The following is a 12,738-nucleotide window of genomic DNA, read 5'->3' on the forward strand; positions in this document are numbered from 1 at the left end:
CCAGAGGTGGAACAGGTCACTGCCTGACCTGTCCCGCCGGGACGGTTCTCTTAAAAACACCATATAGATTTTTTGTACGCCGCCGCCCGCCATCGAGCAGAGTTTTACACCTAATTGGGTATAAAACAGCTTATGGCGGGCGGCGGCGTTGCCCTGATCGGCATGACCCTTGTACCACTGCTTTCCGGCCTGTTCGGATAATGACGGAGGGATAACCTATGCAAAGCATACTCGACAAGCTGGCGGAGTGGCTCAAAGAGCTGCTCATCAGCGGGATACTCGGTAACCTGTCGGGGATGTTTGACACGGTAAATACCAAAGTGGGCGAGATCGCCGGGGAGGTTGGCATGACGCCGTCGGCATGGAACGGCGGCGTTTTCAACCTCATCCGGTCTCTGTCTGAAACAGTCATTATCCCCATAGCCGGTATCATTTTAACCTTTGTGATGTGCTACGAGCTCATTCAGCTTGTGATCGAGAAGAACAACCTGCATGATGTAGACACATGGATTTTCTTCAAGTGGATATTCAAAACCTTTGTGGCCGTGTTCTTAGTCACCAACACCTGGAATATCGTTATGGCGATCTTTGATGTGGCCCAGAACGTGGTAAGCCAGAGCGGCGGTATCATTAGCGGCTCTACCAGCATTGACCTCTCCACCGCCATCCCTGATATGGAGGCTCAGCTTGAGGCTATGGACTTAGGGCCTCTTTTAGGGCTGTGGTTCCAGAGCATGGTGGTGGGGCTCACCATGAATATCCTCTCCATCTGTATCTTCCTGGTGGTCTATGGCCGTATGATCGAGATTTATCTTGTAACCTCCGTGGGGCCTATCCCCTTTGCTACCATGAGCAACCGGGAATGGTCCAGCGTGGGGCAGAACTACTTAAAGTCTCTGATTGCTTTAGGTTTCCAGGCGTTTCTCATTATGATATGCGTTGGCATTTATGCGGTCCTCATCCAGGAGATTTCCACCGCCGACAACATATCCGCTGCCATCTGGGGCTGCATGGGATACACGGTCCTCTTATGCTTTACCCTCTTTAAGACCGGCAGCATGGCAAAGGGCATTTTCAGCGCCCATTAAAGGAGGTGTATGCTGATTGGCTTATGTGACCGTACCGAAAGACCTTTCCAAAATCAAAACAAAGGTATTTTTCGGCCTGACAAAAAGGCAGCTTATCTGCTTTACCCCGGCGGTGCTTTTAGGAGTGCCGCTTTTCTTTTTACTCAAAGAGTCTGCCGGGAACTCCACGGCGACCCTTTGCATGATGATGGTTATGCTGCCGTTCTTTCTGCTTGCCATGTATGAGAAAAACGGACAGCCTTTAGAGGTGATCTTAAAGCAGATGATCGAAACAAAATTCATCCGCCCAAAGAACCGCCCCTATCAGACCAACAACTTCTACGAGGCCCTGGCAAGGCAGCGTGATCTGGAAATGGAGGTGAAACGGATTGTCCAGAACAGAAAAAACGGCGGGAAAGGTAAAACTCACCGCCAGAGAGAAAAAGGCCGTGGATAAGGCCATCCGGCAGGCTAAGGGGGACGGAAAGCCCCATACTGCCCAGGACAGTATCCCTTTTGAGGTGATATACCCGGACGGTATCTGCAAGCTGCCGGGCAAATCCTATTCCAAAAGCCTTGCTTTTGACGATATAAATTACCAGCTCGCCCAGGCGGATGATAAGACAGCCACCTTTGAAAACCTGTGCGATCTGTATAACTACTTTGACGCTTCCGTGGGAGTGCAGCTCTCCCTTATCAGCCAGTATGTAGGCCGGGAGGAATTTGAACGCTCCATCGAGATCAGCGACCAGGGGGACAGCTTTGACAGTATCCGAAAGGAATATGCCCTCATGTTAAAGAACCAGCTCTCCCGTGGGAACAACGGTCTGGTGAAACGCAAATATCTGACACTCACCATCGAGGCGGAGGACTTAAAGGTAGCCAGGGCAAGGCTCTCCCGGATTGAGACGGATGTACTCAATCTCTTTAAGGTGATCGGTGCAGCCGCAAAACCTTTGAACGGCAAAGAACGCCTGCAGGTCCTCCACGGCCTCATGCACCCGGACGGGGAGCCGTTCTCTTTTGAATGGGACTGGCTTCCTAAGACCGGTCTCTCTGTCAAGGATTATATCGCCCCGTCCTCATTCCAGTTTGGAAACACAAGGATGTTCCGCATGGGGAAGAAACTGGGTGCGGTCTCTTTCCTGCAAATCCTGGCACCGGAACTCAATGACCGTATGCTGGCAGATTTCATGGAGGCACAGGACGGCCTCATGGTGACGCTGCATATTCGCAGTATCGACCACAACGAGGCCATCAAGACCATCAAGAGGAAGATCACCGATCTGGACGCCATGAAGATCGCAGAACAGAAAAAAGCGGTCCGGGCAGGTTATGACATGGATATAATCCCCTCCGACCTTGCCACTTATGGAGGTGAGGCAAAAAATCTCCTCCGTGATTTGCAGAGCAGAAATGAAAGGATGTTCCTGCTCACATTCCTGGTGGTGAACCTTGCGGATACCAGACAGAAACTTGAAAACAATGTGTTCCAGTCGGCAGGCGTGGCTCAGAAATATAACTGTGCCCTGACCCGCCTTGATTTCTGCCAGGAGCAGGGGCTTATGTCCTCTCTCCCTTTGGGACTGAACCAGGTAAATATCAAGCGGAGCCTCACCACTTCCAGCACCGCCATCTTCGTACCGTTCACCACCCAGGAACTTTTCCAGGGCGGCGAGGCGTTGTACTATGGGCTCAACGCTCTTTCCGGCAACATGATTATGGCGGACCGAAAGCAGCTTAAAAATCCCAACGGCCTTATCTTAGGTACACCGGGCAGCGGCAAGTCCTTCTCCGCTAAGAGGGAGATTACCAATGTATTCCTGGTGGCAAGTAAGAAAGATACTATCATCATCTGTGACCCGGAGGCAGAATACGCTCCCCTGGTGAACCGCCTGGGCGGGCAGGTGGTGAAGATTTCCCCTACCAGCAAAGACTATGTGAACCCTATGGATTTGAACCTGAACTACTCCGAGGATGAAAGCCCCCTGGCCTTAAAGAGTGACTTCATCCTTTCCCTCTGCGAACTGATCGTGGGAGGCAAGGATGGATTGCAGCCCATTGAAAAGACCATCATTGACCGGGCTGTTACCACCGTGTACCGTGGGTATCTGGCTGACCCCAGACCGGAAAATATGCCTGTCCTCGGCAATCTCTATGAGGAAATCCAGAGACAGCCGGAGCTGGAGGCTGCCCGTATCGCCGCCGCCCTGGAGCTCTATGTGACAGGCAGCCTTAACATTTTCAACCACCGCACCAATGTGGATATTCAGAACCGCCTTGTGTGCTTTGACATTAAGGAACTGGGGAAACAGCTTAAAAAGCTGGGTATGCTCATCATCCAGGACCAGGTCTGGGGCAGAGTCACCGAAAACCGGGAACTGCACGCCAACACCTGGTTCTACTGCGACGAGTTCCATCTGCTCTTAAAGGAGGAACAGACCGCCGCCTACTCCGTGGAGATCTGGAAACGCTTTCGTAAATGGGGCGGTATCCCCACGGGTATCACCCAGAACATTAAGGATTTGCTAGCAAGCCGTGAGATCGAGAACATTTTTGAGAACTCGGACTTTGTGTATATGTTAAACCAGGCAGCCGGCGACCGGGAAATCCTTGCAAAGAAACTGGGTATCTCCCCGCAGCAGCTCTCCTATGTGACCCATTCGGGACCCGGCGAGGGGCTGATCTTCTATGGAAACGTGATCTTACCTTTCGTGGACCGGTTCCCGCAGGATACGGAGCTGTACCGCATTATGACGACAAAGCCGGAGGAAGTAATTGACCCATAACTCATGCTATGATTTATAAATGAAAGGTGGTATAATATTTTATAAATTGGAGGTGGCAGAATGACTGTTGAAAATTGGATTGAATTATTAGTCCCTATAATAGGAATAGTGGTTGCGGCGGTATCCGCAGGATTGACATACTATTTTGCTAAGAAACAACAAATTGCAGCAGACGAAAGCCGCCTCAAAGAGAAATACTATTTGAATTACATTGAAGCTGTCAGCAATATTGTAGTTTCCGATAACTCGGAAAGTGCACGAGATCAGTTGGCAGACGCCCAAAACCAACTTCTTTTGATTGGAAGTGCCGAAGTAGTAAGTGATCTGATGATTTTTCATGACTATGTTAAGCCATCAAATTCTAAAAATTTTGTATCCGAAAAGCATGATAAGCTTTTGACAAATTTGTTAAAGAGCATGAGAAAAGATTTGTATAAGAGCAAAAAAGTCAATGAAGATTATCCCTTAATCCATTTAACAGGGAAATCACCTAAAAGATAATAATCTTTTGAGTAAGCGTTGCTGAAAATTCAGTAGCGCTTTTCTTATGCCCAAAATTAGGAGGTGAAACTATATCTACAAACAAATTAACCCATTTAAGCCTGTTCTCCGGTATCGGCGGCCTGGACCTAGCGGCGGAGGCTGCCGGCTTTGAAACCGTCTGCCAGTGTGAATGGGCGGATTATCCCTACGCCGTTTTAGAAAAGCACTGGCCGGACGTTCCAAAATTCAGGGATATAACGACTTTGACAAAGGAGGCATTTTTTGAAAAAACAGGACTTGAAACCGTCACGGTCATCTCCGGGGGCTTTCCCTGCCAGCCTTTCTCCACCGCAGGAAAACAGAAAGGCTTTGAGGATGAACGCTACTTATGGCCGGAGATGTGCCGGGTTATTACAGAACTTAAGCCCCGTTTCGTGCTTGGGGAAAATGTTGCTGGCTTCATCAATATGGGGCTCGACAAAACGATCTTTGACCTGGCAAAAGCGGGATACGCTGTTCTCCCATTCGTATTTCCGGCTTGCGGTGTCGGCGCATGGCATGAGCGCCAGCGAACTTTTATCATCGCGGCTGATGTTTCCTACGCCCCTTGCCTCCGACAAGGGAACCGTAAAGGACGCCCAAAGCCTGGATGTGTACCTGTCGGACAATGGGATTTTCCGCAAGAAGAACAAAAGCGGGGCAATCTGGAGCCTGCCCCTGTCGGCTGCGGTGTTCTACCTGACGCCGGTAGCCTCGGACGGGTTCCGCTCTACCCTGAAACCATCTGCCTACGACCCGAAAAAGAAGAACGGGAACCTGGCAGCCCAGGTGATCTTCCAGGAAAATCCCCTCTCGGACAAGGCGGCCTTAAACCCGGACTGGGTGGAATGGCTTATGGGCTTCCCGAAAGGATGGACGGAGCTGTCCTCTGGGACAGGGAGCCGGAGGGAGTGCCCCGCATAACGGAGCAGACCAAAGACCGGGCACTCCGCTTAAAGACCCTGGGGAATGCGGTCTGCCCTCCCCAGGCGTATCCGATCTTTCACTTTATGGCGGAGATACTGACCGGCAGGTGTAAAGAACATTGTATCTGGGAGGTGATGGAACATGAAACAGTATAAGCCCCGTGACAAGGTGACCCAGAAGATCACCCGTGAGGGTGCAGTCGAAGAAAACCAGACCACGGGCAAAAGCGAAAATATCAGCGGCAAAGAAAAGGAGGCGGATTTTTCCGGGAGGCTTCATTTTACCGAGGAAGATCGTGCCATGCCGGAACTGGACCGCTATATCCGCAAAGCGGAACAGGCGGCAGATAAAGCAGAGGCAGCCAGGGAGCGTATCCCAAAGAAGAAAAAGCTGACTCGTGAACGACTCTATGATGAGGCAAAAAGCAAAGGCAAAACGAAACTCCGGTTTAAGGAAGTGGAAAAGCCCATGTCGGAAGTCGAAAAGACAAACCCTGTTTCCCGTCCGGCTTCCCTGGCAGGCCGCATGATAACCGGCAAAGCCCACGGCAAAATCCATGAAGTGGAAAAAGAAAATTCCGGTGTGGAGGCTGGGCATAGTATCGAGCGGACCGGTGAGCGTGCTCTTTCCAAAAGTTCCGGCATGGCAAAGACCGCTCTCCGCAACCACCGTCTGAAACCCTACCGGGAGGCTGCCAAAGCGGAACGGGCACTCCATAAAGCCAATGTGAATTTCCAGTATCACAAGGCCCTGTCGGAGAACCCAAGCCTTTCCTCCAACCCGCTCTCCCGGTTCCTGCAGAAACAGAAGATCAAACATAATTACACTAAGGATGTGAAAAACGCTGGCAAAGCAGCCGGAAAAACCGGGCAGGCGGCAGACGCCGCTACAAAGAAAACCGCCCAGGCCGGAGAAAAAGGAGCCCGTTTTATTGCAAGGCATTGGAAAGGGGCGCTCCTGGTTCTGGCGATCGGGCTTCTTATCCTGGTCCTGGCCGGCGGCATTTCCTCCTGCACCAATATGGTGATCGGCGGCCTGGGTGCTGTCACCGCCACCTCTTACCCATCAGAAGAACAGGATATGAAAGAGGTGGAGGCGGCTTACACCGCTATGGAACAGGATTTACAGTATGAGCTTGATAACTATGAAAGCCTGAACCCAGGATATGACGAGTACCGTTTTGATCTGGACGGTATCCACCATGACCCTCACGAACTGGCGGCTTATCTTTCCGCTTACTTTGGCGGGGCCTACACCCCGGCGTCTGCACAAGGGCAACTCCAAACAGTTTTTGAACTGCAGTATGAGCTTACCGAAACGGAAACGGAGGAAATCCGCTACCGCACCGAAACAAGGATGGACACCTGGACGGATGAGGATGGAAATACCCATACCGATACTTACGAGGTGGAAGTCCCCTATACCTACTACATTATGACCGTGACCTTAAAAAACCACGGCCTTTTTCATGTAGCAGAGGAAACCCTCACCGCAGAGCAGCTTGAACTCTACCAGGCTTACCGGGACACCAGCGGAAATATGCCCCTGCTTTTTGGCGGCGGTTCTTTCGACACCAGCCCCTCCACCGATCTAAGCGGCGTGGAGTTTGTAAACGGCACCCGTCCGGGCAATCAGGAAATCATTGATCTGGCAAAAGCCCAGGTGGGAAATGTAGGCGGACAGCCTTACTGGTCCTGGTATGGATTTGACAGCCGTGTGGAATGGTGTGCCTGTTTTGTTTCCTGGTGTATCAACCAGGCAGGATACAGCGAGCCGAGGTTCGCTGCCTGTGCCTCCCAGGGCGTTCCCTGGTTCAAGGAACACGGGCAATGGGCGGCTGGAAACTACACGGATGTAGCCCCCGGTGATGTGATCTTCTTCGACTGGGATGGCGGCGGTTCCGACCATGTAGGTCTTGTGATCGGAACAGACGGGACCAATGTTTATACCGTGGAGGGCAACAGCGGCGACGCCTGCAAGATCAAGAGTTACCCTCTTAACAGCCAGTATATCCACGGCTACGGTCTGATGAACTGGTAACAAATTTCAGAAAGGATGATATTTTATGGCGACGATTGAGAAATACAGAAGTGAGATTGAAAAGGCGAAAGCCAAGATCGGCGAACTGCAGAAAAAGGTTCGTGACCTGGAGCAGAAGATCGCCGAGGAAGAAAACCTGGAGATTGTCCGCATGGTTAAGGCAGTCAAGATGGACCGTGGAGAGCTGTCTGCTTTCCTGAAAGCCTATGCAAGCGGTGAGATCACCCTGCCGGAGGGGGATTACTCCGGGGATACGGAGGAAACCGAAGATGAAGAATAAGAGATTTTTCAGGAAGTTCCTGGTACTGGCAGCCGTTATGTTCTCCATGACGGCTTTTTCTGTGACCGCCTACGCCGGAGGTGGAGAGGCGGTAGAACCCCCGCCTGCAGAAACACCCCCGCCGCAAACGGAAACCACACCGGAGCCCGTCCCTCTCACCCCGGAGGGCAATCTGTCCCTGGTAGATGATATAGAGTCGGCTGGCAGTGAGGATAAACAGTTTATCACCGTTACCAGCAAAAGCGGCAATACCTTTTACATTATCATTGACCGGGCGGCGGATGGAAAAAATACGGTCCACTTTTTGAACCAGGTGGATGAGGCGGACCTGCTGGCTCTCACCGAGGGCAAAGAACCGCAGACACAACCGGCAGTCTGCACCTGTGCAGAAAAATGCGAGGCCAGCAGCGTGAAGATGGACTGTGAAGTCTGCAAGAATGACCGTTCCGGCTGTGTAGGCAAGGAACCGGCAGCCGAAGAACCTAAGGAGGAACCCAAAGAAAAAGGAGGGCTTAATCCTGCCCTCATCCTCCTGCCCCTGCTTCTGATCGGCGGAGGCGGTGCGTTCTATTACTTCAAGTTCATAAAGGATAAGTCCTCCACCAAAGGGAACGATGATCTGGGGGAATATGACTTTGAGGATGAATATGAGGATACCGAGGTTGAGTATCTGGACGACACACCAAAGGAGGATGAAAGCGTATGAAACTGATTATCGCTGAAAAACCCAGTGTAGCGGCGGCTTATGCCGCTGCCCTGGGTGCAAAGAATAAGAAAGACGGATACCTGGAGGGGAACGGTTGTCTGGTGACCTGGTGTATCGGGCACCTGGTATCCCTTGCAGAGGCCGGAGCCTATGAGGAACGCTATAAGAAATGGAACTATGAGGACCTGCCTATCCTGCCGGAAGTCTGGCAGCATGTGGTATCCCCCGGAAAGGAAAAGCAGTTTTCCATCGTAAAGTCCCTGATGGAGCGCCCGGACGTGACGGAGCTGGTGAACGGCTGTGACGCCGGGCGTGAGGGAGAACTGATCTTCCGTCTGGCGGTGGAAATGGCCGGCTGCACAAAACCTGTCTGGCGGCTCTGGATTTCCTCTATGGAGGATACGGCTATCCGGGAGGGCTTTTCCCACCTGGAGCCGGGCAGCCGCTATGAACCGCTGTACCATTCGGCCCTGTGCCGTTCTAAGGCGGACTGGCTGATCGGTATTAACGCCACCCGTCTTTTTTCGGTCCTCTACCATAAAACCCTGAATGTGGGACGGGTACAGACACCTACCCTGGCAATGCTGGCAGAGCGTGACGGAAAGATTATGCTCTTTCAGAAAAAGAAATACTACCATGTACGCCTTTCCCTTAATGGCCTGGAGGCAGTAAGCGACAGGGTGGACGAAAAAGAAAAAGCGGTATCCATGCAGACGGCTTGCCAGAACGGGCAGGCCGTTTGTGTTTCCCTGGAACGGGAGAAAAAGACGGTAAAACCGCCAAAACTTTATGACCTCACCACCTTACAGAGAGAGGCCAACCGCCTCTTTGGGTTTACCGCCAAAGAGACCCTGGACTACGCCCAGGCGCTCTATGAGAAAAAGCTGCTGACCTATCCGAGGACGGACAGCCGGTATCTCACCGGGGATATGGCGGAGACTGTTTCTGCGGTTGCCAGACTGGCTGCAGGGCTGCCCCTGTTTTCCGCCGTTGGTGGATTTACTCCTGATGTGGCGGCGGTGATCTCCGATAAGGATGTATCCGACCACCACGCCATCATCCCTACTTTGGAGCTGGCAAAGCAGGAGGTATCCTTACTCCCTGCCGGGGAGCGGAACCTGTTTATCCTGGTCTGCTGCAAACTTCTTTGTGCATTGGCAGCACCCCATGTATATGAGACCGTTTCGGCGGTGTTCACCTGTGGGGAGCATACCTTTACTGCCAAAGGCAAAGAAGTTGTTTCTCAGGGATGGAAAGAGATCGAACGGCTATTCCGTTCCTCTCTGAAAGAGAAACCAGAGGATGATCTGGAAGATGTGGCAACTCTCCCGGCACTCTCCCAGGGGCAGATATTCGACCATGTGGCCGCCACGATAACGGAGCATTTCACCACGCCGCCCAAACCTTATACGGATGTGATATTTTGTGAGCGTAAGGAGTGGATAGGAATTGAAGAAAGGAGTTCAGCATGAGAAGAAAAAAAGATAAAAGCAATGGCATTACTGCTTTGTATGAAAGACTGTCTCGTGATGATGATAATGCTGGAGAGAGTAACAGTATCGTTCATCAAAAGCAAATGCTTGAAGATTATGCTATAAAACATGGCTTTACGAATCTTGTTCATTTTACCGATGATGGTTGGAGTGGAGCGACCTTTGACAGACCTTCATGGAACAGACTTGTTGAAGGTGTTAAAAACGGAGAAATCACTGCCTGTATCTGCAAGGATATGTCCAGAATCGGCAGAGATCATCTGCAAGTAGGTTTTTTCACTGACATTCTGTTTAGAGAAAAGGAAGTTCGATTTATAGCAATCAATAATGGTATTGACAGTGACCGTCAAGAAACCAGTGAGTTTGCCCCTTTTCTGAATATCATGAATGAGTGGTTTGTCAGGGACACAAGTAAGAAAATTAAAGCTGTACTGAAATCCAGAGGTTCTTCCGGCAACGCTCATACAAGTAATATCCCACCATACGGCTATTTGAAAGACCCCGAAAACCCCGACCATTGGATTATTGATGAAGAAGCTGCTGAAGTAGTCCGCAGAATTTATCGCATGACTATTGAGGGAAAAGGACCTTATCAGATAGCAAGAGAACTTTCAGAAGAAAAAATAGAAAGACCGTCTTATTATCTTGGAAAAAAGGGACTTGGAAATCATGCAAGCAACTATGACAAAGAAAATCCGTATATGTGGCGAGGAAATCAGGTTACTACTCTGATTGCCCGACCAGAGTATATCGGAAAGACTGTCAACTTCAGGACATTCAAAAATTCCTATAAGGACAAAAAGACGAAAAGGGCAGACAAGGAAGATTGGGTGGTTTTTGATGATACACAAGAGCCTATTGTCGATGAAGAAACATGGCTGCTTGCTCAAAAGTTAAGACAGAATGTAAGAAAAGCAGATCCTATGGGCGAGCCTAATGTTCTGACCGGAAAGATTTACTGTGCTGATTGTGGTGCGCCGATGTATAATCACAGGCAGCGGAAAGGGCGAGAAAGAATATACTATACTGCCAAAGGCGAAAAAAGGACAAGTTATTCCAATCCGGCAGATTGTTATGAATGTTCCACTTATAATCTTGCTTATCAGAAGTATGATCGTCACTGTACTTGCCACCATATTTCAACAAAAGCACTTAAAAGCATCATTCTGAAAACCATACAGGAGACTTGCCATTATGTTTCTTTGAATGAGCAGGAGTTTGTCTATTCTCTGCAAGAAGAATCGGCGATGAAAGATATTGCTGTTTCTGAAACTGTAAAAAACCGCATTGAAAGAAATCAGAAGCGAGTTCACGAACTGGATATGCTTATCAGGAAAATCTATGAAGATAATGTGATTGGAAGATTGCCGGACAGACTTTTTCAGAGTATGCTTACTGATTATGAAAATGAGCAGAACGAGCTGAACAAGATTATTGAGACTGACACCGCTGATATGCAACGGATTATAGGCGGTCAAAATAATGTGGAGCGTTTTCTAAAGCTGGTCAAAAAGTATGAGAACATTACAGAACTTACTCCTGCCATGATAAATGAATTTATCGACAAAATTCTGGTTCACGAGCCACAAGGAAAAGGTGCAGACCGCACCACAGAGGTGGAGATATATCTTAACTATGTCGGGCAATTTCAAGTACCTGTGGAGCAGCATGAACCAACCGAGGAAGAAAGGATTGCTGCTGAAAAAGAGGCGGAACGACTTCGCAGAAAACGAGAATCCAATCGTAAGTATATGAAAAAGATTCGTGAGAAATCAAAAGAATTTGCGGAGCATGAGCGTATAGCAGAAGAAAAAAGCTCTGATAGCAATGTGTGTGTTGAACAGAACGCCACAAGCAAATCAAATCGGCAAAAAGTGAAAGGAGAAAAAATAGCATGACAGAATTGAAACCACGAATCCATGATGAAAGCAATGGTCTGGACTATGTTCTTGTGGGCGATTACTATGTGCCGGACTTGAAGCTGCCGGAGGAACACCGCCCTATCGGTATGTGGGGCAGACTGCACAGGACATATTTGGAGCAGTACCGCCCTGCAAGGTTATCTGCCCTCTGTTTATCCGGCGAACTGCATACTTACCTTGCTGACCTGAACGAACAGGCAGCGGAAAGGTGCAGCCTTATCATTGAGCAGATGAAACAAGCCGAGGGTGTGACCGAAACCATGAAAGCAGATAATCAGATGTTGTGGGTACAGTCCATAAACTCTATCCGTAACCGAGCCGAAGAAATCATCAGACAGGAAATGATTTACTGCTGATTTTATCAAGTCCAAAACCAACAATTTTATATCGTCAACGAAGCGACAGGTATTTCCTTATGAAGTGTCTGTCGCTTTTCATTTATCAAACTTTAAGGAGGAAAACACAATGAAGATGAACCGGAATGAAATGGAAGCCCTTTATGCCTTTGGCTGTCCGAACCTGAAAGCAACTGTCGAGCGTTTGCGTATGGTGGCTGCCCTTGCACCCGATCCGGTGGCGAAGAAGCTGTTTTATATGCTTTCCGTCAAGCTGAGTGCTGAGGGTGTTGAAAGGTGGTATCGTTGCTTTTACCGCAGGCTGAGGGTGTTGAAAAACCGTAGGGAGGGCTGCTATGACGAGACTGACAAAGATTGAGAAAGAAACAATCGTTCTCTTTAATGAGGGCGAGGACAAGGCAAATATCTACACCCACAACGCCGGATTGAAAAAGAGGTTGGCTGCTTTTGCTAAGAAGTACCCTGACCTTTGCCGACTGGAAAAATCCAATGTTCAAGGCGGTGTTTCTTATGAGCTGGCAAAGTCCCGTCTGTCTATCCGTTTCCTGCCGCCTTACAGTGAGGAACGCAGACAGAAAGCCAGTGAATATGCGAAAAAGCATGGGCTGAACAGCCAGCAGGGATAATGTGATAATC

Annotated in this window: 13 protein-coding genes and 3 pseudogenes; all 16 read left to right on the forward strand. The window is 49.7% G+C overall.

Features of this window, described 5'->3' with window-relative positions; genetic code table 11:
- Positions 1 to 117: 117 nt before the first annotated feature.
- Positions 118 to 201, forward strand: a pseudogene (locus H8S44_RS15080) (Maff2 family mobile element protein); the annotation flags it as partial.
- 17 nt (positions 202 to 218) lie between these two features.
- Positions 219 to 1,088: a VirB6/TrbL-like conjugal transfer protein, CD1112 family gene (locus H8S44_RS15085; RefSeq protein ID WP_105310323.1), complete on the forward strand. Its 870-nt coding sequence runs from the start codon at positions 219 to 221 to the stop codon at positions 1,086 to 1,088.
- A gap of 16 nt (positions 1,089 to 1,104) precedes the next feature.
- Positions 1,105 to 1,524, forward strand: a complete 420-nt coding sequence (locus H8S44_RS15090) for a PrgI family protein (RefSeq protein ID WP_105310322.1) — start codon at positions 1,105 to 1,107, stop codon at positions 1,522 to 1,524.
- Entirely contained in the window at positions 1,457 to 3,856 is a 2,400-nt protein-coding gene (locus H8S44_RS15095) for a VirB4-like conjugal transfer ATPase, CD1110 family (RefSeq protein ID WP_105310321.1), read from the forward strand. Before H8S44_RS15090 ends, H8S44_RS15095 begins: the two co-directional genes overlap by 68 nt.
- A 60-nt stretch (positions 3,857 to 3,916) precedes the next feature.
- Positions 3,917 to 4,357: a hypothetical protein gene (locus tag H8S44_RS15100; protein WP_105310320.1), complete on the forward strand. Its 441-nt coding sequence runs from the start codon at positions 3,917 to 3,919 to the stop codon at positions 4,355 to 4,357.
- Between the two features lie 122 nt (positions 4,358 to 4,479).
- Positions 4,480 to 4,932: pseudogene (locus tag H8S44_RS17050) on the forward strand (DNA cytosine methyltransferase); the annotation flags it as partial.
- Complete coding sequence (locus H8S44_RS17055; RefSeq protein WP_330601892.1) at positions 4,898 to 5,302, forward strand: hypothetical protein; 405 nt, start codon at positions 4,898 to 4,900, stop codon at positions 5,300 to 5,302. The pseudogene H8S44_RS17050 and the gene H8S44_RS17055, both read left to right, overlap by 35 nt.
- Positions 5,290 to 5,460, forward strand: a complete 171-nt coding sequence (locus H8S44_RS17060; protein WP_330579569.1) for a hypothetical protein — start codon at positions 5,290 to 5,292, stop codon at positions 5,458 to 5,460. Before H8S44_RS17055 ends, H8S44_RS17060 begins: the two co-directional genes overlap by 13 nt.
- Positions 5,447 to 7,345, forward strand: coding sequence for a CHAP domain-containing protein (locus tag H8S44_RS15110; RefSeq protein ID WP_153917615.1), 1,899 nt, complete (start codon positions 5,447 to 5,449; stop codon positions 7,343 to 7,345). Before H8S44_RS17060 ends, H8S44_RS15110 begins: the two co-directional genes overlap by 14 nt.
- A gap of 25 nt (positions 7,346 to 7,370) precedes the next feature.
- Positions 7,371 to 7,625 carry a DUF4315 family protein gene (locus H8S44_RS15115; RefSeq protein ID WP_105310318.1) on the forward strand — a complete coding sequence of 85 codons (255 nt, stop codon included), beginning with the start codon at positions 7,371 to 7,373 and terminating at the stop codon, positions 7,623 to 7,625.
- Positions 7,615 to 8,331: a DUF4366 domain-containing protein gene (locus H8S44_RS15120; RefSeq protein ID WP_105310317.1), complete on the forward strand. Its 717-nt coding sequence runs from the start codon at positions 7,615 to 7,617 to the stop codon at positions 8,329 to 8,331. The genes H8S44_RS15115 and H8S44_RS15120 overlap by 11 nt, the downstream gene beginning before the upstream one ends.
- Positions 8,328 to 9,779 (forward strand): annotated as a pseudogene (locus tag H8S44_RS15125) (DNA topoisomerase); the annotation flags it as partial. The gene H8S44_RS15120 and the pseudogene H8S44_RS15125, both read left to right, overlap by 4 nt.
- Before the next feature lie 20 nt (positions 9,780 to 9,799).
- A complete protein-coding gene (locus H8S44_RS15130) occupies positions 9,800 to 11,722 on the forward strand; it encodes a recombinase family protein (protein ID WP_003023119.1) in 1,923 nt (640 codons plus the stop codon).
- Positions 11,719 to 12,102 carry a TnpV protein gene (locus tag H8S44_RS15135; RefSeq protein ID WP_117553176.1) on the forward strand — a complete coding sequence of 128 codons (384 nt, stop codon included), beginning with the start codon at positions 11,719 to 11,721 and terminating at the stop codon, positions 12,100 to 12,102. Before H8S44_RS15130 ends, H8S44_RS15135 begins: the two co-directional genes overlap by 4 nt.
- A gap of 109 nt (positions 12,103 to 12,211) precedes the next feature.
- Positions 12,212 to 12,460 (forward strand): ferredoxin, encoded by a 249-nt coding sequence (locus H8S44_RS15140; RefSeq protein ID WP_117553177.1) that lies wholly within the window; start codon positions 12,212 to 12,214, stop codon positions 12,458 to 12,460.
- On the forward strand, positions 12,438 to 12,728 hold the full coding sequence (locus tag H8S44_RS15145) for a hypothetical protein (RefSeq protein ID WP_005930793.1): 291 nt from the start codon (positions 12,438 to 12,440) through the stop codon (positions 12,726 to 12,728). The genes H8S44_RS15140 and H8S44_RS15145 overlap by 23 nt, the downstream gene beginning before the upstream one ends.
- Positions 12,729 to 12,738 lie beyond the last annotated feature (10 nt).

This window comes from Anaerosacchariphilus hominis, assembly GCF_014290175.1.
GTDB classification, from domain to species: domain Bacteria; phylum Bacillota; class Clostridia; order Lachnospirales; family Lachnospiraceae; genus Laedolimicola; species Laedolimicola hominis.